Source organism: Allobosea lupini (assembly GCF_900109525.1).
GTDB classification, from domain to species: Bacteria; Pseudomonadota; Alphaproteobacteria; order Rhizobiales; family Beijerinckiaceae; genus Allobosea; species Allobosea lupini.
Genome location: NZ_FOAN01000005.1, coordinates 152,906 through 178,022 on the forward strand (window position 1 = coordinate 152,906; position 25,117 = coordinate 178,022).

The following is a 25,117-nucleotide window of genomic DNA, read 5'->3' on the forward strand; positions in this document are numbered from 1 at the left end:
AACTCAGAGCAACGGGTCGAGCACGAAAGGCTTCTCGGGGACCTCGATCGGCCGGTTGCGCTTCGGCGGCTTGCCGAGCGGCGAAGCATCCGTCGCGTTGAAGCTGTTCTCGACCGCGCCTGTCTGCTGATCCGGCAGGTCGATTGCATTCTTGGCGTTAGGAGGCGGTTCGAGCGGGCCGCGGCGGCCGCAGGCGGTAAGCGCGAGACCGAGTAAGCCGGCCAGCAACACGGCGCGACCGATAGTCAGACGGGAATGCGGCACGAACGGGTATCCTCGGGCAAAGCGTCGGAGGGACTGTAGCGAATGGCGGGCAAGCTTGCGAGCCTTTGCGCCGGGATCATGACTGTGGCTTCGCGTCCTTGGCGAGCTGCTTCAGCCAGCGCTTGGCCTGCCGCTTCACATTGGCGGGCGCGGTGCCGCCATAGCTGGTGCGGCTCTTCACCGAACGCTCGACGCCGAGCACGGCGAAAATCTCGTCGCTGATCTTGGGCTCGACCTCCTGCATCTCGGCGAGCGAGAGCTTCTCCAGGCCGACGCCCTTGCTCGATGCGAGGCCGACGAGCCGGCCGGTGACGTGATGGGCGTCGCGGAACGGCATCTTCAGCACCCGCACCAGCCAGTCGGCGAGATCGGTCGCGGTGGCGTAGCCGAGGCCGGCCGCCTTCTTCATCGTCTTCAGGTCGGGCTGCATGTCGCGGACCATGCCGGCGCTGGCGGCGAGGCAAAGCGACAGGGTCTGCACGGCGTCGAAGGTGCCTTCCTTGTCCTCCTGCATGTCCTTCGAATAGGTCAGCGGCAGGCCCTTCATCATCGTCAGCAGGCCCTGCAGCGCCCCGAAGACGCGCCCCGCCTTGCCGCGCACCAGTTCGGCCGCGTCGGGATTGCGCTTCTGCGGCATGATCGAAGAGCCGGTCGAGAACTTGTCGGAGAGCTTGACGAAGCCGAACTGCGGCGTCGCCCACAGCACGATCTCTTCGGCCAGGCGCGAAAGGTGCATGGCGCAGATCGAGGCGGCCGAGAGCGTCTCCAGCACGAAATCGCGATCCGAGACCGAATCGAGCGAGTTTGCCGTCGGCCGGGCGAAGCCGAGTGCCTTGGCCGTCATGTGCCTGTCGATCGGGAAGGAGGTGCCGGCGAGCGCGGCGGCGCCGAGCGGGGATTCGTTCATGCGCTCGCGGGCGTCACGAAGACGGCCGCGGTCGCGCGCCAGCATCTCGACATAAGCGAGCAGATGGTGGCCGAAGGTGACCGGCTGCGCCGACTGCAGATGGGTGAAGCCCGGCATCACCGCCCCGGCATAGGTATCCGCCTTCTCGGCGAGTGCGAGCTGGAGGTCGGCGACCTGCTCGTCGAGCTGGTCGAGCGCATCGCGCACCCACAGGCGCATGTCCGTCGCGACCTGGTCGTTACGCGAGCGGGCAGTATGCAGGCGCCCTGCGGCGAGCCCGATCCGGTCCTTGAGATTGCTCTCGATGTTCATGTGGATGTCTTCGAGCGCGCGCGAGAACGTGAAGCGCCCGGCCTCGATCTCGGCCTCGATGCCCTTGAGTCCGGCGGAGATCACGTCCACGTCCTCACGCGTCAGGATGCCGGTCTCGGCAAGCATGGCGGCATGGGCCAGCGAACCGCGGATGTCCTGGCGCCACAGGCGCTGGTCGAAATCGATGGAGGCGTTGATCTCCTCCATGATGGCGTCGGGACCTGTGGCGAAACGCCCACCCCACATGCGGTTGCTCACGGCGGTCTTTCCTGCTCTTCAAGGACGCACGATGACGTCTCGGTCGAAAATGGCGGTGGCCTGTGGGGCCCTGGCGCTGCTGGTGCTCGGCAGCGCAGCGGCCTTCTACTCCGTGCGGGGCGTGGCCGGCAATTCCACTTGCAGCGCCGCCTCGGCGAAGGCTGAAACGCTGCGCCCCCTTGCCAAAGGCGATGTCGCGGGCGTCGAGGTCGCCAAGCAGCCGGCGCTCCTGCCCGATCTTGCGTTCAACGGCCCCGACGGCAAGCCGACGACGCTCTCGGCCTTCCGGGGCAAGACCGTCCTGGTCAACCTCTGGGCGACCTGGTGCCTGCCCTGCCTGACCGAGATGCCGGCGCTAGATGCGCTGCAGGGCGCGCTCGGCAGCTCGGATTTCGAGGTCTTGGCGATCAACATCGACACGCGCCACCCCGACAAGCCGAAGAAGTGGCTCGCCGACAAGGCGATCACCCGCCTCGGCTATTATGCCGACCCGCAGGCCAAGGTGTTCCAGGACATCCGCGCCGTGAAGAAGGTCGAGGGCATGCCGATCAGCCTGCTGATCGACCCGGCCGGCTGCGAGCTCGCTCTACTGCAAGGGCCGGCCGAATGGGCCGGCGCCGACGCCAAGGCCTTGATCGGGGCAGCGCTCGGCCGCTGACGCCTCAGTACGCCACGACTGTCCAAGTGATCGCGCCCTTCTTGAAGTATCCACCGACGTCGTAGGTGAGGGTTCCCGTCCCCTCACCCGCGCCTGCCTTGCTGGGTGCGCCGCCGAACTTGCCCTCGGAATTGCGCGTCACCTTGGTCAGCGTGATCAGGACCTGAAAATACTCCTCCTCGCCGGCCTTGTGCGAGGCGCGCGCCATTTTCGAGCCGATCAGCATGGTCGCCGGAGCCTCCGACGTCCACTCCCAGTACAGATGTTCCTTGGCATCGCTGGTGAACTTGATCCTGCCCTCGTCGGTGCTGTCCTCGAAATGGACCCAGCGGCCTGACGCCGACTTGCCGGAGACCTCGTTCTTGTCGGTCAGCCTGAGGATTGCGTAGACGGATTTCTCTCCGCTGCCCTGTTCGATCATGATCTTATGTGTCCGCAGCATCGCATGTTCTCCGGTGAGAAGGGGAAGGCGACGACCTAGGCAGAGCGTGACGCCGCTAAGGGTGCGGATTGCAAGGCAGGGCACAGGCCTGCGGCATCCCGAGAGGATTGGACCGCTCTGATGCCGTTTCGCGCCGCCATAGGGCCCCGCATTCGGCGGCCGGCAGGACGCGCCGCTACGATTGCGCCGCAAACTTGCGCAAGGGAACGACGACCGCCCTGCGCGGTTCGTCCGGGCACGGCATCACGGCAATAGGCCTCCCGACAGCGAATGGAGCGACAATCATGCGTTTTTCCGGACTTTCCCGCGCCGGCACGGCCCGGACCCTTCTCCGGCTGGCGGCGGGCGCCCTTTTGCTCGCCGGGTTGGCCGGGCACGCACGGGCCCAGGATAGGACCGCGATCTCGGGTACGACGGTCTCGCTGGCGCCTCTGAAGGGCTTCGCGCCCTCGACCAAGTTTGCCGGCCTGGAGAACACCGAGGCGAAGGCCTCCATGCTCGTCGTCGAGATGCCGCCCGAGGCGCATGCGCAACTGTCGGCGCTGTTCAACAATCTCCAGACCGCCAAGACCAACTTCGCCAAGCAGAACATCGTGATCGACGAGGCCGAGGACATCGATACGGCCGGCGGCAAGGGCCGCATCCTGACCGGCCACCAGAATGTCGCCGGTACGACCTTCGACAAATGGGTCGTGCTGCTCAAGGGCGCCAAGACCGTGATGATCACCGTGCAGGCGCCGGAAGATTCCGATCTCGATGGCGACGACGTGGTCACCATGCTGAAGAGCGTCTCGCTCGGCGCCGAGCCGACGCTCGACCAGAAGCTTGCGGCCCTGCCCTTCCGTGTTCGCGCCACCGAGCCTTTCCGCGTCGTCGACACCTTCGGCGGCCTTGGCGTGCTGATGACCTCAGGCCCGCTGAACGTCGACCCCAAGGGCAGCCAGCCCATGCTGATCGTCAGCTATCAGACCGGTGGTCAGGTCGCGGCCGGCCAACTCGCCGCCGTCGCCGAGAAGCTGCTGCAGACGACGCGCGGCTTCGAGAAGGCCGAGATCGCCAAGCGTGAGACCGTCGCCTTCGCCGGCAGCAAGGCTGGCGTGCTGCTTTCGGGCAGGACCGCTGAAGGTGCCACCGGCAAGCGCTTTGCCCAGTATATCGGCCTCGGCCCGGATGGCCGCTTCGTGCGCCTGATCGTCAGCGCCGATGAGGCGACCTATCCCTCACTGGAGCCGGCGATCAAGGCGATCGCCGACAGCATCGCCTTCGCCCAGTGATCGACCGATGCCACTGCCCGGCGTCACGGATCTGCAACATTTGCCATGGCCGGCCGGCTGCTCCATACGCTGCCGGCCATGAGCTACACCATCGGCCTCGCCACCACCTTCCACGACCCGGCTATTGCCATCATCGATCCCGGCGGCGAGGTCCTCTTCGCCGAGGCCACCGAGCGCTATCTGCAATACAAGCGCGCCCCGAACTGCGAGCCGGACACGGCTGCGCGGATGGAAAGCCTGCTCAAGCGCTACATCCCGAAGGATGCGCAGATCAGGCTCGCGACCAGCTGGGGCGAGGAGTTCACCGGCTTCCTCGACCAGATGAGCCGCGCCGGCTCCTTCAGCCTCGACTCGCTGCTGAAGCTCTCGCCCGCCTTCAATCGTTCGCTCGTGCCCGAGCGCAGCGAACGCGCCCTGATCGCCAACCTGCATCACCAGCAGCAGCGCGCCGGCCTCGGCACCCTGCTCGGCCTCGACCGCGCCTTCGGCGAGGCGAAGGTCAGCGGGATCAAGCGCTACGGCCACCATCTCAGCCATGCGGCTTACGCCTGTTGGTCGTCGCCCTTCCGCGATGCCGCCTGCCTCGTCGTCGACGGCATGGGCGAGACGGGCGCCTCCGCGATCTTCGCGCTCAGGGATGGCCGCCTCACCGAGCTGAAGCGCCATCGCGGTCGCGAATCGATCGGCTTCTATTTCGGCTTCGTCACCGATCTCGCCGGCTTCGACCAGGCCAAGGGCGAGGAATGGAAGATCATGGGCCTGGCGCCCTATGGCAAAAACGATCCTGAGCTACTCGCGCTGCTGCGCAAGCTCTATCGCGTCGACGGCACCAAGCTCAGCTTCGCCGACGCCGCGACGGTCCAGAACGTCGCCGACGAAATCCTGGCTCGCCGCCCGGCCGACGCGCTCGACAAGGGCTGGGCCGATCTCTCGCGCTGCGGCCAGAACGTCTTCGCCGAGATGATGGAGGCGCTGCTCGCCGAGACGGCGGCGCTCTGCCCGTCGGAAAATCTCGTGGTCGCCGGCGGCTGCGCGCTCAACTCCTCCTTCAACGGCAAGATCGTCGGCCGCCACGGCTTCAAGCAGGTTCATGTCCCCTCCGCCCCCGCCGATGACGGCAACGCGATCGGCGCCGCCTGGCTCGCCCATGCCGAGGCCAATCCGGACTGGCAGGCGCCCAAAGGGCCGATGAGCCCCTATCTCGGCTCAAGCCTCTCGACCGAGCCGTTCGAACGCATGGCGGCCTGGGAGCCGCGCCTGAAGAAGCTCTCGCCCGACGAAATCATCACCGCGACGGCCAAGCTCCTGGCCGAAGGCAAGCTGATCGGCTGGGCCCAGGGACGGGCCGAGTTCGGGCCGCGCGCCCTCGGCAACCGCTCTATCCTGGCTGACCCCCGCCCTGCCGACGCCAAGGACATCCTCAACGCCAAGGTGAAGTATCGCGAGGCCTTCCGGCCGTTCGCGCCCTCGATCCTGGCCGAGCACGGCCCCGACTGGTTCGAGAACTACCAGGATGCACCCTATATGGAGCGCACCCTGACCTGGAAGGAGGCGGTGCGTGACCGCGTCCCCGCCGTCGTCCACGAGGATGCGACCGGGCGCCTGCAGAGCGTCACGGCGCAGCGCAACGCCCGCTATCACGCGCTGATCTCGGCCTTCCACGCGCTCACCGGCGTGCCGGTAATCTTGAACACCTCCTTCAACATCATGGGCAAGCCGATCCTGCACACGAGCGAGGATGCGATCCTGATGTTCTATACATCAGGGCTCGATGCGCTGGTGGTCGAGGACTGGCTGCTGGTGAAGTGAGCGCCCGCTTCGGCGGCAGACGTATCCGGACATGAAAAAGGCGGCGCTCGCGCGCCGCCTTTTGATTCCACGAAGGGGAAGAGGCTCAGCTCGCCTGCTTGACGGCGATGCCCTTCTCTTCGAGCAGCGCCTGCAACTCGCCGGCCTGGAACATCTCGCGGGTGATGTCGCAGCCGCCGACGAACTCGCCCTTGACGTAGAGCTGCGGGATCGTCGGCCAGTTCGAATAGGCCTTGATGCCCTCGCGGATCTCCTGATCCTCGAGCACGTTGACGCCCTTGAACGGCACGCCGACGTAAGAGAGGATCTGCACGACCTGGCCGGAGAAGCCGCACATCGGGAATTGCGGCGTGCCCTTCATGAAGAGCACCACGTCGCTGGACTTCACTTCGGCATCGATACGGGCGTTCACGTCGCTCATGGCCTTATCTCCAAATGCGGGTTCAAGGCCCGCCGGATGAACTCGTTCTAATCTTGGGGAACCGTCGTCGTCAGCGCAAGGGCATGCAGCACGCCGCCCATGTTTCCTTGCAGGGCGGCATAGACCATCTGGTGCTGCTGCACGCGCGATTTGCCCTTAAAGGCGGACGAAACCACTGTCGCGGCATAATGGTCGCCATCGCCGGCGAGATCCTTGATCTCGACGACGGCGTCGGGGAACGCCGCCTTGATCATCCGTTCGATCTCGCTCGCTTCCATCGCCATGACTGGTCTCCTCAGGCGGCCTTGCCGGCCATGTAGTCCGGCAGCCAGCTCTCATGGGTCTTGCTGAGGGCTGCGACCGAAACGGCAACCTCACCCGGCAGAACAAGCTCGCTGCCGCCGGTCTTGCCGATGATCAGAGCCGGAACGCCTGCGGCCTTGGCTTCGGCGACGACCGCCTCGGCAGCACCGGCCGGCAGCGACAACAGGTAGCGGCCCTGATCCTCGCCGAACAGCACCGCATGAGCCGGGCCGGCCGGCAGGGCCGCGATGGTGGCGCCGATGCCCTTCGCCATCGCCATCTCGGCGAGCGCGACGGCAAGGCCACCATCCGAGAGGTCGTGGCAAGCGCTGAGGCGTCCGGCAGTGATCAGCGAGCGCACGAACTCGCCATTGCGGCGCTCGACAGCTAGATCGACCGGCGGGGGCGCGCCCTCCTCACGACCACAGACCGTCGCGAGATAGGCGCTCTGGCCGAGCCAACCCCTGGTTTCGCCGATCAGGACGATCGCCTCGCCCTCGGCCTTGAAACCGATGGTGGAATGCTTCGTCACATCGGCGAGCACGCCGACGCCGCCGATTGTCGGGGTCGGCAGGATCGAGACGCCGTTGGTCTCGTTGTAGAGCGAGACGTTGCCGGAGACGACCGGGAAGTCGAGCGCCCTGCAGGCCTCGCCGATGCCGCGGATGCAGCCGACGAGCTGGCCCATCACCTCGGGCCGCTCCGGATTGCCGAAATTGAGGTTGTCGGTGATGGCGAGCGGCAGGGCCCCGACCGCCGTCAGATTGCGCCATGCTTCGGCCACCGCCTGCTTGCCGCCCTCGAACGGATCGGCCTCGCAATAGCGCGGCGTCACGTCGGCGGTCATGGCGAGGCCCTTCGGCCCGTCCTCGATCCGCACGATGCCGGCATCGCCCCCCGGCGTCACCGCCGAATTGCCGAGGATCAGCGTGTCGTACTGCTCGTAGATCCAGCGCTTCGACGAGAGGTCGGGCGAGCCGACCAGCGCCAGCAGAGCCTCGGCGTTCGACATCGGCGGCGTCACGTTCGACGCCTCGATCACCGGCCGCTTCGGCGTCTCGACCCAGGGCCGATCGTATTCGGGAGCCTCGTCGCCGAGCTCCTTGATCGGCAGGTCGGCCATCGTCTCGCCGTCATGCTTGACGACGAAGCGTAAGCTGTCTGTGGTCTTGCCGACGACGGCGAAGTCGAGGCCCCACTTGCGGAAGATCGCCTCGGCCGGCTCCTCATGGCCCGGCTTGATCACCATGAGCATGCGCTCCTGGCTCTCCGAGAGCATCATCTCATAGGCGCTCATGCCGTCCTCGCGGCAGGGCACCGCGTTGAGATCGAGCTCGACCCCGAGATCCCCCTTGGCGCCCATCTCGACCGCCGAGCAGGTCAGGCCGGCCGCGCCCATGTCCTGGATCGCATCGACATGGCCGGCGGCCATGATCTCGAGGCAGGCTTCGAGCAGCAGCTTCTCCGCGAAGGGGTCGCCGACCTGCACGGTCGGGCGCTTCTCCTCGGCGCCCTCGCCGAAGGCGGCAGAGGCCATGGTCGCGCCATGGATGCCGTCGCGGCCGGTCTTCGAGCCGAGATAGACGATCGCCTTACCGACGCCCGAGGCCTTGGCGTAGAAGATCTCGTCGGAGCGCGCGAGGCCGACGGCCATAGCGTTGACGAGGTTGTTGCCGTCATAGCGCCGGTGGAAGCCGGTGGCGCCACCGACATTCGGCACGCCGAAGGAATTGCCGTAGCCGCCGATGCCGGCAACGACGCCGGAGACGAGGTGGCGAGTCTTCGGGTGGCTCGGATCGCCGAAGCGCAGCGCGTCGAGCACGGCGATCGGGCGCGCGCCCATGGTGAAGACGTCGCGCAGGATGCCGCCGACGCCGGTGGTCGCGCCCTGATAGGGCTCGATGAAGGAGGGGTGGTTGTGGCTCTCCATCTTGAAGACGATCGCGAGCCCGTCGCCGATGTCGATCACGCCGGCATTCTCGCCCGGGCCCTGGATCACCCAGGGGGCCTTGGTCGGCAGCGTCTTCAGATGGATCTTCGACGACTTGTAGGAGCAGTGCTCGTTCCACATCGCCGAGACGATGCCGAGCTCGGTGATCGACGGCTCGCGCCCGATCAGATGCAGGAAGCGCTGGTACTCGTCCGGCTTGAGGCCATGTTCGGCGACCAGCTGCGGGGTGATCTTGATGTCGTTGGGAATCACGCGGCCTGTTCCTGACGGAGGGGGCGAGCCGAAGGCTCGATCTCAAGCGGGGGCAATAGCCTGAAAACGCCGGTGGAGACAATCGCTCGGAGCGCCTACCCTACCCCGATCTCCGCCATGGCCGCACGCAGCTTGGCCGGGATCGGCACCGGCGTCTGCGGACCGCGCTCGACATAGACATGGGTGAAGAGGCCTTGCGCCGCCGTGAGCTGCCCGCCCTGCCGGAAGATGCCGATGCGATAAGTCACCGAAGAGCGGCCGAGCTTCTCGACCGCGAGGGCGCCCTCGACCACCTCCGGAAAGGCGACGCTCTCGAAATAGTCGCAGCGCGTGCCGACCACGAGGCCGACGATCCTGCTATCCTTGACGTCGAGAAAGCCCTGCTCGATCAGCCAGGCGTTCACCACCGTGTCGAACCAGTTGTAATAGATCACGTTGTTGACGTGACCGAAGACGTCGTTGTCGGCCCAGCGCGTCGGGATCGTGCGGAACAGGCGAAAATCGGCACGCCCGAGCCTGACCGGCTTTTCGCTCATCGCTCTTCCCCGCCCGCCTTGTCGCCCGTGCCGATCTCCGGAACGCCGAGCGCATCCGCCAGCCGCGCCTTGGCCGAGCCGGGCCGAAGCGGCTTCTGCTGGCTCTCATGCGGCGCCCAGCCGGAGAGCCAGACGATCTCGAACGTCGCGCGCAGGCGTCCATCGGGATCGGAAAAGCGCTCGGCATAGAGCTCAGCCGCCCGCAGCAGCACCGCACGCCGCAGCGGCTTGCGGCTGCGTTCGGTCAGCGCATTGGACCAGCCCATGGCGCGCAGATCGCGCAACAGGCCGAACATGTCGCCATAGCGGACGGTGACGCTCTCGCTGTCGATCACCGGGAGCGCGAAGCCGGCGCGCTGGAGCAGCGAGCCAAGATCGCGCAGATCGGCGAAAGGGGCGACGCGCGGGCTGGCACCACCAGTCAATTCGACCTCCGCCGCGAGCAGCGACTGGCGCAGTTCGGTCAAGGTCTGGCCGGCGAGCAGGCAGGCGATGAAGAGCCCGTCCGGCCTCAGCGCCCGTTTGATCTGAATAAGGACGCCCGGCAGGTCGTTGACCGCATGCAGCGCCAGCAACGAGGCCGCGAGATCAAGCGATTCCGCGGCGAAGGGCAGTGCTTCGAGATCGCCCACGACAGTGGCGCCAGCTTCCGCGGCCTCTGTCATGCGCAGCAAGCCGCCAGCCCGCGCCTGCAGCGCCGATCCTGCCAGCGGCAGCGGCGTGCCGAGATCGGCAGCCCGCTCGAAGCGTCGCAGCACGGCGGACAGCCGCTCGTCGAGATCGCCGACGCAGCGCGCCAGCAGGAAATCGGGATAGCCGGCAGCGAGCGCAGCCGAAAGGCGGCGGCGATAGAGCGCGCGGTCGAAGACGACTGAGCTCACCGCCCGCCCCGCTTCACTCCATCCCCTCCAGCTCGATGATCAGCCCCTCGATCATCCTGAGCCCGATCTGCCAGAAGGCCGGATCACGCGCATCGAGGCCGAACGGCTTCAGCAGTTCGGAATGATGCTTGGTGCCGCCGGCCGAGAGCAGCGCGAAATAGCGTTCCTGAAAGCCAGAGGCCGAGTTCTGGTAGACGCCGTAGAGCGAGTTCACCAGGCAATCGCCGAAGGCATAGGCGTAGACGTAGAACGGCGAGTGGATGAAGTGCGGGATATAGGCCCAGAACGTCTCGTAGCCCGGCCCGAGCCGGATCGCCGGCCCAAGACTCTCCGACTGCACGCTGAGCCAGAGATCGCAAAGATTCTCGGCCGTCAGCTCGCCCTGCCGGCGCGCCTCGTGAACCTTGCGCTCGAACGAGTAGAACGCAATCTGGCGCACGACGGTGTTGATCATGTCTTCGACCTTGGCCGCCAGCATCGCCTTGCGCTGCTTCTGGTCGCGCGTCTCGTCGAGCAGCTTGCGGAATGTCAGCATCTCCCCGAAGACGCTCGCCGTCTCGGCCAGCGTCAGCGGCGTCGGCGCCATCAGTGCCCCGTTCGGCCCGGCCAGCACCTGGTGCACGCCATGGCCGAGCTCGTGCGCCAGCGTCATCACGTCGCGCGGCTTGCCCTGGTAGTTGAGCAGCACATAGGGGTGCGCCGAAGGGACGGTCGGGTGCGCGAAGGCGCCCGGCGCCTTGCCCGGCCGCGCCGGTGCGTCGATCCAGTGCTCGTCGAAGAAGCGCTGCGCGATCCCCGCCATATCGGCTGAGAAATTGCCGTAGGCCGAGAGCACCGTGTCGCGCGCTTCGGTCCACGGGATGGTCCGCTGCTCGACCTTGGGCAGCGGCGCGTTGCGGTCCCAATAGTCGAGCGTGTCCTGACCGAACCAGCGGGCCTTCAGCTTGTAGTAGCGGTGCGACAGGCGCGGATAGGCCTCGCGCACGGCGGCGACCAGCGCATCGACGACCTCGCGCTCGACGCGGTTGGCCAGATGGCGAGAATCGGCGACGTCCTCGAACTTGCGCCAGCGGTCGGAGATCTCCTTGTCCTTGGCGAGCGTGTTGGTGATCAGGCCGAAGGTACGCAAATGCTGGCGGAAGACGGTGCCGAGCACCTCCGCGGCTTCCTTGCGCACGGCACCGTCGGCGTCCTGCAGCCGGTTCAGCGTCAGTTCGAGCGTGAGGTCGTCGCCGCCGACCTTGAAGCGCAGCGAGGCGATGGTCTCGTCGAAGAGCCGGTTCCAGGCGCCATGGCCGGTCACCGACTTCTCGTGGAAGAGCTCCTCGATCCGATCCTCGAGCTGGTGCGGCTTGTCCTTGGCGAGATCGTCGAGCCAGGGCTTCCAGTGGCTGAGCGGGGCCTGCGCCGCGGCCTTGGCCAGCAGTGCCTCGTCGATTCGGTTGAGCTCGAGCCCGAAGAACAGCAGCTCGGTCGAGATCGCGGTGACCTTGTCCTGCGTGTCGCCATAGAACTTGGCGCGCTGCGGGTCGGTGGTTTCGCCGGAATAGACCAGTCCGGCATAGGACATGATCTTGCCGACCAGATCCTCCAGCCCCTCATAGGCCCTGACCGCCTCGGCCAGCGCGGCGCTGGCGTCCTCGCGGGCAGCGAGCGCCGCGAGCTTGCCGCGATAGAGCTCCGCGAAACGCCGCGCCTCGGCAGCCGCGCGCTCGACATCGGCCGCGAAGGCGGGCGAATCCATCGCCGGGTAAAGATGCGTCAGATCCCATTCCGGCAGGGCGCCGAGCGCCTCGGCCGCGCCTCCGGCATAAGCGGCGCGTGCGATCGCGGGACGGTCGAAGGAGCGGGTCATGAGCAATCTGCCTCGGCCTGTCGGAGAGGATTTACGGCCCCCTCATATGCGCGGCCAGCGGCTCGCGATCAACGGTCGCGCTGTCACAGCAGCTCGATTTCCCGCTGGCGTCGCCGGCTTAAGCGGCGCTTAACCGTTCTCCCCGACAGTGACCCGAAACGGAACAGCCGCTTCCGGCTGATTGCCTGGCCTATCGAGGTTTCATGTCCGCAACCATCCTGGTCGTCGACGACGATCCCGTCCAGCGCCGGCTCCTCGACGCGATGCTGAAGCGCTTCGGTTACGAGGTCGCACTGGCGGAGGGCGGCGAGCAGGCTCTGGCGGTTCTCGTCGATGAATCGCGCCGTATCGACTGCCTGATCCTCGACCTCGTCATGCCCGGCCTCGACGGCATGGGCGTGCTCGCGGCGCTGCGCGAGCGCGGCAGCGAGGTTCCGGTGATCGTGCAGACCGCCAACGGCTCGATCGAGACCGTCGTCTCGGCGATGCGCGCCGGCGCCGTCGATTTCGTGGTCAAGCCGGCCGGCGCCGAGCGCCTGCAGGTCTCGCTCAAGAACGCGCTGAAGCTCGGCGCTCTCGAGCACGAAATCCGCTACATGAAGCGGCGAGCCTCAGGCCAGCTCGGCTTTCGCGATCTCGCCAGCAAGAGCCAGGACATGGGCCGCGTCGTCCAGCTCGCCGAACGCGCCGCCCGCTCCAACATCCCGATCCTGATCGAGGGCGAGTCCGGCGTCGGCAAGGAGGTGCTGGCCCGCGCCATCCAGGGCTCCAGCGACCGCCGCGGCAAGCCCTTCGTCACCGTCAATTGCGGCGCGATCCCGCACAATCTCGTCGAATCCATCCTGTTCGGCCATGAGAAGGGCGCCTTCACCGGCGCGACCGAGCGCCATATCGGCAAATTCGTCGAGGCCAATGGCGGCACGCTTTTCCTCGACGAGGTCGGCGAACTGCCGCTCGATGCGCAGGTCAAGCTGCTGCGCGCCATCCAGGAGAGCGAGGTCGATCCGGTTGGCGGCAAGAAGTCGGTGCGCGTCGACATCCGCGTCATCTCGGCGACCAACAAGAGCCTGCTCGAGCAGGTCAAGCGCGGCGAGTTCCGCGAGGACCTATATTACCGCCTCAATGTCTTCCCCATCACCTTGCCGCCGTTGCGCCGGCGCCGGGAGGACGTCGCCGACCTCGCCCGCGGCTTCCTCGCCCGCTTCGCCGCCGAAGAGGGCCGCAAGCTGCGGGGTATCAGCGCCGAGGCGCTCTCGCTGCTCGCCGACTATGACTGGCCCGGCAACGTCCGCCAGCTCGAAAACGCGATGTTCCGCGCCGTCGTGCTCTCCGATGGCGACGAGCTGACCATCGCCGAGTTCCCGCAGATCGCCGCGCAGATGGATGGCTTCGACGTGCGCATTCCGCCGGCGCCGGCCTCCATTGCCAGCGAGCCGCGTGGCGAGGCGCCGCCGCGCGTCATTCAGGTGCCTGTCCGCGATCCCAACGCGCTCGACCTCGTCGCCGGCTCAGACATGCGCACGCTCGACGAGCTGGAGCGCGAGATCATCAAGTTCGCGCTCGCCCATTATCGCGGGCACATGTCCGAGATCTCGCGCAAGCTCGGTATCGGCCGCTCGACGCTCTACCGCAAGCTCAAGGACTATGGGCTGATCGAAGGCGAGGACGCCGCCGACGGCGCCGACGCCGCCTGATCCGCCCGAATCGAAACGCGTTCTGCGACCCACAGGGGACGGGTTGCAGAGGGCGAATATCGGCCGCTGTTGCAGGGCGGCATCTTGTCGAAACAGGCCGAGTCACGCAGTTATCGGCGTGGATCGGCCAGGGACCGGGGAAGTTTATCGATGCGCCTTCGCCGCCTGGCGGAAACCGTCTCAGCCGCCGCTCTCGGCCTTTCGTTCGCGCTCGCTGCCGCAACAGCGCAGGAGGCAAGCGGGATCGGTCAGCCACTGCCTGAACAGCCCGCTCTGGTCATTCTCAGGACCGACGCCGAGCCGCGACAGCTCGACATCCCCACCCCGGCGGAGGTGACGCTCGACCTGCGCCCGTCCGCCGGCCTGCAGTCGGCCGAAGCGGCAGAGACCAGGGAGATCGTCACCGGCGCGCTCTCGACCAGGCCCGACCACAGCCCGGCCGAGCTTGAGCTCGATCTGCCCGAGCCGGAGATGCCGCCGGTCGATCCGGCTCTGGTGAAGCCGGCTGAACCCGCGCCGCAGCCGCAACTGGCAAAGCCCGCACAGATCGACCTGCCGCCGCTGCCCGACGTCGCGGTCACGATGCCGCCCGGGCTCGAACTCTCCGGCCGGATCGCGGCCCAGGTCGAGATCGCAGCCGCCCTGCCCCGCCTGTCCGCTCGCGAGCGGGCCGACATCGTCGCCGCTTATGCCGCCAACGAGAACCGCCCGTTCTGGATCGACGGCAAGGGTTTCGGTGCCTCCGGCAAGCAGATCGTCGCGCGGCTCGGCCGCGCCGGCGATGACGGCCTGCGCGCCGGCGACTATCTGCTGCCGGTCTTCGAGGGCAGCGACAAGGACAGCCTCGCCGCGGCCGATATCCGGCTCTCGGCGCTCGCCGTGCTCTATGCCCGCGACGCCCGCGGCGGCCGTCTCGACCCGCGCCGTCTGTCGAAGCTGATCACGCCGAAGCTCGAATTGCCGTCAGCGACCGAGGTCCTGTCCGAGCTCGCCGGTGCGGCCGATGCCGGCGCGGTTCTCGCCGCCTATAATCCCCAGCATGCCGGCTATCAGCACCTGAAGGCCAAGCTCGCCGAGCTGCGCGCTCACAAGCCCGAGACGCCGGTCGCCCACATCCCGGCCGGCCCTGCCCTCAGGGTCGGCATGCGTGACGAGCGCGTTCCGCTGGTCCGCGCCCGGCTCGGCCTCGGCAGCAGCGAGGAGCCGGTCTACGACCGCTCGACCGCGCTGGCTCTGGCCGACTTCCAGAAGCAGGCGGGGCTGCGCGCCGACGGCGTGCTCAGCGACCAGACCGTCGCCGCCCTCGCAATGCCGCGCTCGACCCGGCTGGAGAGCGACATCATCGCCCAGATGGAGCGGTGGCGCTGGCTGCCGAGCGATGTCGGCGAGAACCGCATCGTCGTGAACATCCCCGAATACCGGATGCGCGTGATGCACGGCGACAAGCTCGCCTATGAGTCGCGCGTGATCGTCGGCAAGCCGGAATCGGCGACGCCGGTGTTCTCGCACCGGATGGAGCACGTCGTCGTCAACCCGTCCTGGTACGTGCCGCCCTCGATCCTGAAGAAGGAGTTCCTGCCCGGGCTCGCCAACGATCCGACCTATGCCGCCAGGCGCGGCTATGTCGTGACGCGGGGCAAGAACGGCAGCATCTCGGTGCGCCAGCCACCGGGCGAGCGCAACGCGCTCGGCTGGATCAAGTTCATGTTCCCGAACGACCATGCCGTCTACCTGCACGACACGCCCAATCGCGGCCTGTTCAGCGCCGGCAAGCGCGCCTTCAGCCATGGCTGCGTGCGCGTCGAGAACCCGTTCGCCCTCGCCGACCTGGTGCTCGGGCCGGAATGGACGAGCGAGCGGCTGAAGCGGCTGATCGGCTCGGGCGAGCGCACCATCAAGCTGCCGCAGCCCCTACAGATTCATCTCGTCTATGAGACGATCGTCGTGGACGCAGCCGGTGCCATCACCACCTTCGACGATATCTACGGCTTCCACAGGCTGGTCAGGAACGCCCTCGAGCAACGTTCCTGACGGTTCCGGCCTGGAAAAAGTCCCATTCGGCACGGTTTCGCCATGATCTGCCGGTAGCGAGCAATCTTGCTTGCCGGATTCCGGCGGGGAGTTGTCTCGCCGGTAACCTCCCGTTAAGCCTTCTCGGCAACTGTTCCTTCACGTTTATCGCTCCGGTTCGCCGGGTGCTTCGAGACGGGTCTGGCAGAGTGAGCAGGTCGAAAGCCGAGATCGCAGCACGGCTGCCGCAGTTTTTGCGGTTGAGCGCCCGCGCCGGCTTTCTGCTCGCTACGAGCGCAAGCTTCCTGGTGCTTGGCGTGCGCGGCACGCAGAACGCCGTCGCCAACGGCGACACCCGCACGATCACGATCAAGCACATGCACACCAAGGAGGAGACGACCGTCACCTTCAAGCGTGACGGCCGCTACGACTCAGCGGGGTTGGAGAAGCTAAACTGGGCGCTGCGCGACTGGCGCATCGACGAGCCGATTCGCATGGACCCGCGCCTGTTCGACATCGCCTGGGAGGTCCATCGCAAGGTCGGCTCCGACCAGCCCTTCCACGTCGTCTCCGCCTATCGCTCGCCCGGCACCAACTCGATGCTGCGCCGGCGCTCGCGCGGCGTCGCCAAGCACAGCCAGCATATGCTCGGCAAGGCGATGGACTTCTACCTGCCCGACACCCCGACAGCCCGCATGCGCGAGGTCGCGATGCGGATGCAGCGCGGCGGCGTCGGCTTCTATCCCGGCGCGCATACACCTTTCGTCCATCTCGACGCCGGCTCGGTCCGCTCCTGGCCGCGCATGACCCGCGACCAGCTCGTACGCCTCTTCCCCGATGAACAGACCGTGCATCTGCCTGCCGACGGCAAGCCGCTCGCGGGCTACGAGGTCGCTAAAGCTGCGATTCTCTCCAGCGGCGGCTCGGTGATGGGCTATGGCGCCGGGGACTACGACGAGGGCGCGATCATGGCGTCCGGCGGCGGCGGCAAGAGCTTCTGGGCGGCGCTGTTCGGCGGCGACGACGAGGAGGCCGACGCCCGCCCGACCCGTGGCCGTACGGCCGCAGCCCGTCGCGCGCCGACGCCGCAGCCGACCGTCATGGCTTATGCCGGCGACAGCAACAGCGGCGATGGCGGCCGCTTCGCCGTGTTCAATGCGCAGCCGGCCCAGCCCGAGCCGAGCGGCCGTTCCGTGCTGCGCGAGCGGTCGAATCGCGCAACGACCACCACCGCGCCGCCGCCGGAGGAGACGCAGGTCGCCGCCCTGGCTCCTGCCCAGGTTGCGCCGCCCGAGCCGTCGAAGCCGAGCCCGATCGCGACCGCACTTCCTGTGGCGCGCCCGAGTGGCCTGACGCCGCCCGTGCCGAATCCGCCGGCCGGCTCGTCGCAGCTCGCCGCCCTGGCGGCGGAGGCCACGGCCCTGCCGCTGCCCGCTTCCGAGCAGAAGCTGATCCTCGCCTCGCTGCCGCCGCGTAGGCCGACCGACCTGCCCGGCCCGTCGCTGGAGACCATCCTGACCGGCAAGGCCGTCTCGGCCCCGCTGCCGCCGTCTCGCCCGGTCGCGCTGGCAAGCCTGTCGACCGAGGGGCTGCGTCTGAGCGACGACGCCGAGGACACCGTTTCCGCCATTCCCGCCGGCGCCAAGCTGGTCGCGATCAATCATCCGATGCCGCCGATCCGGCCGCGCCCGCCGGGCGCCGCGCCGGAGCAGGCCGGCACGACGCAGGTCGCCGCGCGGCCGCGTAGCACTCCGATCGCTGCGGAATACAACGCCGACCGGGCCGGCCTCGACTCGCTCTTCGCCGCCGTCTCGGCGCCGGAGGCCCCTCCGGCACGGCGCGCCACCGTCGCGACCGCCAAGGCGAAGGCTGGCTCGGAGGCTCAGGCCAAGGGCTGGGTCGCCGGCGCGAGCCCCGCCGCCTCGCTCGGCTTCTCGGCCGCCGAGCCCAGCGATGTCGGCACCAGCGGCTTCAGCGGCCCGGCGGTCAAGGCGCTGCCGACGACCTTCGTCCAGAACTGAGCGAGCCCCAAGACTATTCCTTGTCGATCGGCCAGGCCTTGAACACCGGAAGCGCCTCGCAGGCCGCTGCCTGGCGCGCCAGCGCCGGCCAGCGCTTTTCTTCGACGAATTCCGGGATAACGAAACGGCAGAACCCCCAGGCGATCGCGGCAGCGATATCGCCCGGCCGCAGCCCAGGGCCGGCGCCGATCTCGCCACGCTCCGCCGCCTGGTCGAGCAGGTCGAGCGCGGTGTGGAGCTGCGCCAGAATGCGCTCCTGCCAGTTGTCGTAGCGCTTCTCCTCCGGCCGCTTGCGCTCGTATTCGACCGAGACCGCCTTGTCCGCCGCGACGATGCCGATGCCGGTAAGGCTCAGGTCCCTGACCCGCACAGCCTTGTCCGTCGGCCGCAGGGAACGGCCAGCGACGTCCTCGAAATGCTGGATGATCAGCAGGGATTCGCTGAGCACCGTGCCGTCATCGGCGACCAGGCTGGGCGCCTTGATCAGCGGGTTGATCTTGCGGAACTCCGGCATGTGCCGGAACACCGAGACCGAGCGATGCTCGAATTCGAGGCCGAGCAAGGTCCCGGTGATGGCGGCGCGCCGCACATAGGGGCTATCGAGCATTCCAACCAGCAGCATCGCGATCTCCCGTTGTCATGGTCGGAACACTGGCCGCTTACGCACGCCTTGCCACGCGAATTCGGGTGAAGCGCAACTTCACGCCATTTGATGCTCGTCGGCGGGATAGTCCTCGGGCGCCAGCTCGCCGGCCGCGATCTTCGCCTGAACGGCCGCCTGGCAGGGATCCCATGACGGTGTGTTGCCGAAGCGCTCGAGCATGAGATCGATCAGCACCCGCACCTTGCCGGGCACGTAAGGCCCCGGCGGACGCACGACATGCAGCGCGCTCTCCCGCATCGGATAGCGCCAGAGGATATGCTCGACGGTCCCGGCGCGAATCGCATCGCTGGCAATGAAGGTCGGCAACACGACGATGCCGAGCCCCGCCTCGGCCCAGCGCAGCAGCGTATCGCCATTGTCCGAGCGCAACCGCCCGGATGGGCGCACGGAAACCCAGCGCCGGCCCATGCGGAAGCCCCAGTCGACCACGCTATTGCCCGAATAGACCAGGCATTCGTGCCGGGCGAGGTCGAGCGGCGTCTCCGGCCGGCCGTGGCGGGCGAAATAGTCCGGGCTGCCCAGCACCGCCGCCTTCACCGGTGCGATGCGCCGCGCCACCAGGCTGGAATCCTTGAGTGAGCCGATCCGGATCGCGGCATCGAAGCGCTCGCCGATCAGATCGACCTGGCGATCGCTGGCTTCGACATCGAGTTCCAGCCGGGGGTGGCGCTCCGCGAGCTCCGCCAGCACCGGCGCCAGATGGCGATAGCCGAAGGAGAGCGGCATCGACAGCCTCAGGCGCCCGGCGACACCCTCGGATTGCTGCGCCATAGCCTCGCGCGCCTCGGCGAGCTCCGACAGGATGCGCTCGCCGCGCGCCTTGAACTCCAGTCCCGCCTCGGTGGCGGCGACGCCGCGGGTCGTGCGGCTGAGCAACCGCGTGCCGAGATCGGCCTCCAGCCGGGCGATGCGGCGGCTGACGATCGATTTCGCCAGGCCGAGGCTATGCGCGGCCCGGCCGAAGCCGCCGGCGTCGACCACGGCGACGAAGCTCCTGATATCGTCGATCTCGGACATGAAGCGTTCCTGACAGCGTTCCTGGATGAGCAACAGATTGGTGCCCAATATGGGCATTCTGGTGCGCCAGGTGAACCGCTACCTCTTCCTCATCAAATCCCGCTTTCGCAGGAAGGCCGCCTAGAGGCGCGCTCCGAGACAAACAGCCCCGTTTCATCGGCCTGCCAGCGTTACAGATGAGGAAGCCATGCTCGACAAGCTCAAGAAGCGCCGTACGCAATATGCCCTCGGCAAGAATCTGCCGATCTCCGAAACGCAGGTCGATGCCCTGATCCGGGAAGCGATCCGCCTCTCGCCCTCCAGCTTCAATTCGCAGAGCTCGCGCGCCGTCATCCTGTTCGGCCGGGAGAGCGACAAGTTCTGGAGCATCGCCAAGGAGGCGCTTCAGGCGATCGTGCCGGCTGCCGACTTCGCCGGGACCGCCAAGAAGCTCGAAGGCTTCGCCAGCGGCGCGGGTACCGTGCTGTTCTTCGAGGACCAGGAGCCGGTCAAGGCTCTCCAGGCCAATTTCCCGCTCTATGCGCACAATTTCCCGATCTGGTCGGAGCATTCGACCGGCATGGCGCAGCTGGCGGTGTGGACTGCGCTTGCCGATGCCGGCATCGGCGCGAGCCTCCAGCACTATCATCCGCTGGTCGATGCCGAGGTCGCCAAGACCTGGAACATTCCTGAGTCCTGGAAGCTCACCGCGCAGATGCCGTTCGGCTCCAACGAGGCGCCCTTTGGCGAGAAGACCTTCATCGACGACGAGGTCCGGTTCCGCACCCATCGTTGATCGGGGGCAGCTCGGGCTGATTGCCTGAAGCAACACCCCGAAGAATAAAGCGCCGCCCGGGGAGCATCCTCCGGGCGGCGTTTTTGTGCGACGCACACCGAATCCGGTCCAAATAGGGCTGCTTCGCCTGAGATGAGGTCCCCGGCGCTGGTCATGAGCCCGCCGCCCCGCCGGCTCGATCTGTCCGGCGCGCGCCTCGGCGCTTGCAAAGACGCCGCTCCTGTCGGATGCCATAGGGAAAGCGCTGCAGGTTTCGCAGTGGCTCGCTAGGCTGAACGGCCGGGCTCAAAGCAGGAGGGGGAGCGTAGTGAAGATCGGTTCGCCTAAGGAACTCTTCGCGGGTGAGGCGCGCGTCGCCATGACGCCCGACAGCGCCCAGCAACTGCAGAAGCTTGGCTATGACTGCCTCATCGAGACCGGAGCGGGTCTCGCCGCCGGCTTCACCGATGACGCCTACCGGGCCGCCGGCGTGACGGTGGTCGAGAGCGCCGCGGCGCTCTGGGACGAGGCCGACATCATCGCCAAGGTGCGCCCGCCCGAGACCGCGGAAGCCGAGCGGCTGAAGGCCGGCAAGACGCTGATCTCGTTCTTCTATCCGGCGCAGAACAAGGAGCTGCTGGAGTTCTGCAAGGGCAAGGACGCTAACGTCATCGCCATGGACATGGTACCGCGCATCTCGCGCGCCCAGAAGATGGACGCGCTCTCGTCCATGGCCAACATCGCCGGCTATCGCGCCGTGATCGAGGCCGGCAACAATTTCGGCCGCTTCTTCACCGGCCAGATCACGGCCGCCGGCAAGGTGCCGCCGGCCAAGGTGCTGGTGGTCGGTGCGGGCGTTGCGGGTCTTGCCGCCATCGGCACCGCGACCTCGCTCGGCGCCATCACCTATGCCTTCGACGTCCGCCCGGAAGTCGCCGAGCAGATCGAATCGATGGGCGCTGAGTTCGTCTATCTCGACTTCAAGGGCCAGCAGCAGGATGGCGCCGCGACCGGCGGCTATGCCGCGCCCTCCAGCCCCGAGTTCAGGGAGGCCCAGCTCAAGAAGTTCCGCGAGCTCGCTCCCCAGATCGACATCGTCATCACCACGGCGCTGATCCCCGGCCGCGATGCGCCGGTGCTATGGACCGCCGACATGGTCGAGGCGATGAAGCCCGGCTCGGTCATCGTCGATCTCGCCGCCGAGCGCGGCGGCAATTGCGAGCTGACCAAGCCGGACGAGAAGATCGTCACGCCGAATGGCGTCACGATCGTCGGCTACACCGACTTCCCGAGCCGGATGGCGGCCCAGTCCTCGACGCTCTACGCCACCAACATCCGCCACATGATGACGGACCTGACGCCGGCCAAGGACGGCAAGCCCGTCCACAACATGGAGGACGACGTCATCCGCGGCGCGACGGTGACCTTCGAAGGCGCCATCACCTTCCCGCCGCCGCCGCCCAAGGTCGCCGCGATCGCGGCCCAGAAGCCGAAGGAGAAGGCCAAGGAGCTGACCCCGGAGGAGAAGCGGGCCAAGGAAGCCGCCGCCTTCAAGGCGCAGACCCAGTCGCAGCTGATGCTGCTCGGCGTCGGCACCGTGCTGATGCTGATCGTCGGCGCCTATGCGCCGGTGAGCTTCATGAGCCACTTCATCGTCTTCGCCCTCGCCTGCTTCGTCGGCTTCCAGGTGATCTGGAACGTGTCGCATTCGCTGCACACGCCGCTGATGGCCGTCACCAACGCGATCTCCGGCATCATCGTGCTCGGTGCACTGCTGCAGATCGGCTCGTCCAGCTGGCTCGTCACTTTCCTGGCGATGATCTCGGTGCTGATCGCCTCCATCAACATCGTCGGCGGCTTCCTGGTCACGCGCCGGATGCTCGCCATGTTCCAGAAGTCCTGAGGGGGCCGCAGTGAGCATCGGTATCGTTTCTGCGGCCTACATCTCCGCCGCCATCCTGTTCATCCTCTCTCTCGGCGGGCTCTCGAACCAGGAAAGCGCCAAGCGCGCAGTCTGGTACGGCATCGTCGGGATGGCGCTCGCCGTCATCGCCACGGTCTTCGGGCCGGGCAGCGGCAAGCTCTGGCTCGTCATCGTCATGTTCGCCATCGCCGCGGCGATCGGCTGGCAGGTGGCGATGAAGGTGCAGATGACGGAAATGCCGCAGCTGGTCGCGGCTCTGCACTCCTTCGTCGGCCTGGCCGCCGTCCTCATCGGCTTCAACGCCCATATCGAGCTCGCCTCGGTGATGAAGCTCGATGCGGTGGCCCGCGAGGCGCTGACCGGCTTTGCCGGCGTGCTGGCGCATAAGACCGGGGTCGAGATCTCGATCCTGAAGGTCGAGGTCTTCCTCGGCGTCTTCATCGGCGCGGTCACCTTCACCGGCTCGATCATCGCCTTCGGCAAGCTCGCCGGAAAGGTCGACGGCAAGGCCAAGAAGCTGCCCGGTGGCCATATGCTCAACGCCGGGGCCGCTGCGCTCTCGCTGCTGCTGCTGATCCTCTACGTCCAAGGAGCAGGCTTCTGGGCCCTCTTCCTGATGACGCTGCTCGCCTTCTTCATCGGCTACCATCTGATCATGGGCATCGGCGGCGCCGACATGCCGGTCGTGGTCTCGATGCTGAACAGCTATTCCGGCTGGGCGGCAGCGGCGATCGGCTTCACGCTCGGCAACGACCTGCTGATCGTGGTCGGCGCGCTGGTGGGTTCGTCAGGCGCGATCCTCAGCTACATCATGTGCAAGGCGATGAACCGCTCCTTCATCTCGGTCATCCTCGGCGGCTTCGGCAACACCACCGGACCGGCGCAGGCGATCGAGGGCGAGCAGATCGCGATCGACGTCGACGGCGTCGCCACCGCGCTGAACGACGCCGACAGCGTCATCATCGTGCCGGGCTACGGCATGGCGGTGGCGCAGGCGCAGCAATCGGTGTCGGAGCTGACCCGCAAGCTGCGCGCCGCCGGCAAGGAGGTGCGCTTCGCCATCCACCCGGTGGCGGGGCGCCTGCCGGGCCATATGAACGTGCTGCTCGCCGAGGCGAAAGTGCCCTACGACATCGTCCTGGAGATGGACGAGATCAACGAGGACTTCCCGAACACCGACGTCGCGATCGTCATCGGCTCGAACGACATCGTCAATCCGGCGGCGCAGGAGGACCCGAACTCGCCGATCGCCGGCATGCCGGTGCTCGAGGTCTGGAAAGCGAAGCAGGTCTTCGTCTCCAAGCGCGGCCAGGGCACGGGCTATTCCGGCATCGAGAACCCGCTCTTCTACAAGGAGAACACGCGGATGTTCTACGGCGACGCCAAGAAGAGCCTCGACGAACTCCTGCCCAAGATCGCCTGATCGCACAGGCCATTCGCCGAGCGGCAGACCCGGGAGCGCCCCGGCAGAAACGGAAAAGCCCGCCCGGCGATATCGCCGGGCGGGCTTTCTTCTTGCGCGAAGGTGCCGTTCAGGCGGCCTTCGCCAGCTCCGGCGCTACGGTGAACGGCGCGGCCGTCTTGGCCTTGACCTCGTCGAGCGTGACGTCGGGCGCGAGCTCGATCAGGGTCAGCCCGCCACCCTTGGCCTTGTCGCAGGCCATGACACAGAGATCGGTGATGATCAGGTCGACCACGCCGGCGCCGGTCAGCGGCAGCGAGCAACGCTCCAGCACCTTGGATTCGCCCGCCTTGTTGGCGTGATCCATCACCACGATCACCTTCTTGACGCCAGCGACGAGGTCCATCGCACCGCCCATGCCCTTCACCATCTTGCCGGGGATGGTCCAGTTGGCGATGTCGCCATTGGCAGCCACTTCCATGGCGCCGAGGATGGTCAGGTCGATATGGCCGCCGCGGATCATCGCGAAGCTATCGGCCGAGGAAAAGAAGCTCGAGCTCGGCAGGATCGTGATCGTCTGCTTGCCGGCATTGATCAGGTCGGGATCGGCCTCGCCCTCATAGGGGAAGGGACCGATGCCGAGCAGGCCGTTCTCGGACTGGAGCGTGACGTCGACGCCGTCCGGAATGTAGTTCGCCACCAGCGTCGGAATGCCGATGCCGAGATTGACGTAGAAGCCGTCCTGCAGCTCCTTGGCGGCGCGGGCGGCCACCTGTTCACGGGTCCAGGCCATCAGGCGGTCTCCCTCTTGCGCTCGGTGAGCTTCTCGATCTTCTTCTCGTTGATCGTGCTCTTGATCAACCGGTCGACATAGATGCCGGGGGTATGGATCGCTTCCGGATCGAGCGAACCGACCGGCACGATCTCCTCGACCTCGGCGACGGTGACCTTGCCGGCGGTCGCCATGTTCGGGTTGAAGTTGCGCGCGGTGCGCCGGTAGATGAGGTTGCCGGCCGTGTCGGCCTTCCAGGCCTTGACGATGGCGAGATCGGCCCGCAGCCAGGTCTCGCGTACATAGAGCTGGCCCTCGAATTCCTCGACCGGCTTGCCCTCGGCGACGACCGTGCCGACGCCGGTACGGGTGTAGAAGGCCGGGATGCCGGCGCCGCCGGCGCGGATGCGCTCTGCCAAAGTGCCCTGCGGGTTGAGCTCCAGTTCGAGCTCGCCGGAGAGGTATTGCTGCTCGAACAGCTTGTTCTCGCCGACATAGGACGCAATCATCTTCTTGATCTGCCGGGTCTGCAGCAGCATCCACAGGCCGAAGCCGTCGGCGCCGGCATTGTTCGAGATCACGGTGAGGTTCTTCACGCCGGAATCGCGGATCTGCGGGATCAAGCTCTCCGGGTTGCCCGACAGGCCGAAGCCGCCCGACATGATCGTCATCCCGTCGAACAGCAGCCCGTCCAGGGCCGCCGCCGGACTGTCATAGACCTTCTGCGTCATTCAAT

Annotated in this window: 22 protein-coding genes; 9 read left to right on the forward strand and 13 right to left on the reverse strand. The window is 67.1% G+C overall.

Annotated elements, in window-relative coordinates:
• Positions 1–3: 3 nt before the first annotated feature.
• Together lptM and argH are read right to left on the reverse strand one after the other, a co-directional pair.
• Entirely contained in the window at positions 4–264 is a 261-nt protein-coding gene (gene lptM / locus BMZ21_RS16120) for an LPS translocon maturation chaperone LptM (protein WP_091836377.1), read from the reverse strand.
• Positions 265–340: 76 nt separating this feature from the next.
• Positions 341–1,741, reverse strand: coding sequence for an argininosuccinate lyase (gene argH, locus BMZ21_RS16125; protein WP_091836379.1), 1,401 nt, complete (start codon positions 1,739–1,741; stop codon positions 341–343).
• Positions 1,742–1,772: 31 nt separating this feature from the next.
• Here argH and tlpA point away from each other — a divergent pair, with 31 nt between their 5' ends.
• A complete protein-coding gene (tlpA, locus tag BMZ21_RS16130) occupies positions 1,773–2,399 on the forward strand; it encodes a thiol:disulfide interchange protein TlpA (protein ID WP_091836381.1) in 627 nt (208 codons plus the stop codon).
• 4 nt (positions 2,400–2,403) lie between these two features.
• Here the strand turns inward: tlpA and BMZ21_RS16135 are convergent, their stop codons facing one another.
• Entirely contained in the window at positions 2,404–2,841 is a 438-nt protein-coding gene (locus BMZ21_RS16135) for a hypothetical protein (protein WP_091836383.1), read from the reverse strand.
• Between the two features lie 284 nt (positions 2,842–3,125).
• Between BMZ21_RS16135 and BMZ21_RS16140 the strand changes: the two genes are divergently transcribed.
• Positions 3,126–4,115, forward strand: a complete 990-nt coding sequence (locus BMZ21_RS16140) for a hypothetical protein (RefSeq protein ID WP_091836385.1) — start codon at positions 3,126–3,128, stop codon at positions 4,113–4,115.
• A 78-nt stretch (positions 4,116–4,193) separates the two neighbouring features.
• Positions 4,194–5,924, forward strand: a complete 1,731-nt coding sequence (locus BMZ21_RS16145; RefSeq protein ID WP_091837110.1) for a carbamoyltransferase family protein — start codon at positions 4,194–4,196, stop codon at positions 5,922–5,924.
• Positions 5,925–6,009: 85 nt separating this feature from the next.
• On the opposite strand, the gene grxD is transcribed toward BMZ21_RS16145, so the two are convergent.
• From grxD to BMZ21_RS16175, 6 genes are all read right to left on the reverse strand, one after another.
• Positions 6,010–6,345 (reverse strand): Grx4 family monothiol glutaredoxin, encoded by a 336-nt coding sequence (grxD, locus tag BMZ21_RS16150; protein ID WP_091836387.1) that lies wholly within the window; start codon positions 6,343–6,345, stop codon positions 6,010–6,012.
• Between the two features lie 47 nt (positions 6,346–6,392).
• Complete coding sequence (locus tag BMZ21_RS16155; RefSeq protein WP_091836391.1) at positions 6,393–6,629, reverse strand: BolA family protein; 237 nt, start codon at positions 6,627–6,629, stop codon at positions 6,393–6,395.
• 11 nt (positions 6,630–6,640) lie between these two features.
• Positions 6,641–8,851 (reverse strand): phosphoribosylformylglycinamidine synthase subunit PurL, encoded by a 2,211-nt coding sequence (purL, locus tag BMZ21_RS16160; protein ID WP_091836393.1) that lies wholly within the window; start codon positions 8,849–8,851, stop codon positions 6,641–6,643.
• A 95-nt stretch (positions 8,852–8,946) separates the two neighbouring features.
• Positions 8,947–9,387, reverse strand: coding sequence for an acyl-CoA thioesterase (locus BMZ21_RS16165; RefSeq protein ID WP_091836395.1), 441 nt, complete (start codon positions 9,385–9,387; stop codon positions 8,947–8,949).
• Positions 9,384–10,268, reverse strand: coding sequence for a methyltransferase domain-containing protein (locus BMZ21_RS16170; protein ID WP_091836398.1), 885 nt, complete (start codon positions 10,266–10,268; stop codon positions 9,384–9,386). Before BMZ21_RS16170 ends, BMZ21_RS16165 begins: the two co-directional genes overlap by 4 nt.
• A 13-nt stretch (positions 10,269–10,281) precedes the next feature.
• Complete coding sequence (locus BMZ21_RS16175) at positions 10,282–12,123, reverse strand: M3 family oligoendopeptidase (RefSeq protein ID WP_091836400.1); 1,842 nt, start codon at positions 12,121–12,123, stop codon at positions 10,282–10,284.
• 203 nt (positions 12,124–12,326) lie between these two features.
• Between BMZ21_RS16175 and BMZ21_RS16180 the strand changes: the two genes are divergently transcribed.
• The 3 genes from BMZ21_RS16180 (at position 12,327) to BMZ21_RS16190 (ending at position 17,848) form a co-directional block, all read left to right on the forward strand.
• Positions 12,327–13,817: a sigma-54-dependent transcriptional regulator gene (locus BMZ21_RS16180; protein WP_091836402.1), complete on the forward strand. Its 1,491-nt coding sequence runs from the start codon at positions 12,327–12,329 to the stop codon at positions 13,815–13,817.
• A 150-nt stretch (positions 13,818–13,967) separates the two neighbouring features.
• Positions 13,968–15,848 carry a L,D-transpeptidase family protein gene (locus tag BMZ21_RS16185; protein WP_091836404.1) on the forward strand — a complete coding sequence of 627 codons (1,881 nt, stop codon included), beginning with the start codon at positions 13,968–13,970 and terminating at the stop codon, positions 15,846–15,848.
• Positions 15,849–16,036: 188 nt separating this feature from the next.
• Positions 16,037–17,848: a peptidoglycan L,D-endopeptidase MepK gene (locus BMZ21_RS16190; RefSeq protein ID WP_244543870.1), complete on the forward strand. Its 1,812-nt coding sequence runs from the start codon at positions 16,037–16,039 to the stop codon at positions 17,846–17,848.
• 13 nt (positions 17,849–17,861) lie between these two features.
• On the opposite strand, the gene BMZ21_RS16195 is transcribed toward BMZ21_RS16190, so the two are convergent.
• Together BMZ21_RS16195 and BMZ21_RS16200 are read right to left on the reverse strand one after the other, a co-directional pair.
• The gene (locus BMZ21_RS16195; RefSeq protein ID WP_091836407.1) at positions 17,862–18,470 is read right to left on the reverse strand and encodes a glutathione S-transferase family protein; all 609 of its coding nucleotides are present in this window, start codon (positions 18,468–18,470) and stop codon (positions 17,862–17,864) included.
• Between the two features lie 78 nt (positions 18,471–18,548).
• Positions 18,549–19,529 carry a LysR family transcriptional regulator gene (locus tag BMZ21_RS16200; protein ID WP_091836410.1) on the reverse strand — a complete coding sequence of 327 codons (981 nt, stop codon included), beginning with the start codon at positions 19,527–19,529 and terminating at the stop codon, positions 18,549–18,551.
• Positions 19,530–19,716: 187 nt separating this feature from the next.
• Here BMZ21_RS16200 and BMZ21_RS16205 point away from each other — a divergent pair, with 187 nt between their 5' ends.
• The 3 genes from BMZ21_RS16205 (at position 19,717) to BMZ21_RS16215 (ending at position 23,630) form a co-directional block, all read left to right on the forward strand.
• Positions 19,717–20,304: a nitroreductase family protein gene (locus BMZ21_RS16205; protein ID WP_091836412.1), complete on the forward strand. Its 588-nt coding sequence runs from the start codon at positions 19,717–19,719 to the stop codon at positions 20,302–20,304.
• Between the two features lie 307 nt (positions 20,305–20,611).
• Positions 20,612–22,186: a Re/Si-specific NAD(P)(+) transhydrogenase subunit alpha gene (locus BMZ21_RS16210; protein ID WP_091836414.1), complete on the forward strand. Its 1,575-nt coding sequence runs from the start codon at positions 20,612–20,614 to the stop codon at positions 22,184–22,186.
• A 10-nt stretch (positions 22,187–22,196) separates the two neighbouring features.
• Positions 22,197–23,630 carry an NAD(P)(+) transhydrogenase (Re/Si-specific) subunit beta gene (locus BMZ21_RS16215; protein WP_091836415.1) on the forward strand — a complete coding sequence of 478 codons (1,434 nt, stop codon included), beginning with the start codon at positions 22,197–22,199 and terminating at the stop codon, positions 23,628–23,630.
• Positions 23,631–23,739: 109 nt separating this feature from the next.
• Here BMZ21_RS16215 and BMZ21_RS16220 read toward each other — a convergent pair whose 3' ends face one another.
• Both BMZ21_RS16220 and BMZ21_RS16225 read right to left on the reverse strand, forming a co-directional pair.
• Positions 23,740–24,402 (reverse strand): 3-oxoacid CoA-transferase subunit B, encoded by a 663-nt coding sequence (locus BMZ21_RS16220; protein WP_091836417.1) that lies wholly within the window; start codon positions 24,400–24,402, stop codon positions 23,740–23,742.
• Positions 24,402–25,112: a CoA transferase subunit A gene (locus tag BMZ21_RS16225; RefSeq protein WP_091836419.1), complete on the reverse strand. Its 711-nt coding sequence runs from the start codon at positions 25,110–25,112 to the stop codon at positions 24,402–24,404. The genes BMZ21_RS16220 and BMZ21_RS16225 overlap by 1 nt, the downstream gene beginning before the upstream one ends.
• Positions 25,113–25,117 lie beyond the last annotated feature (5 nt).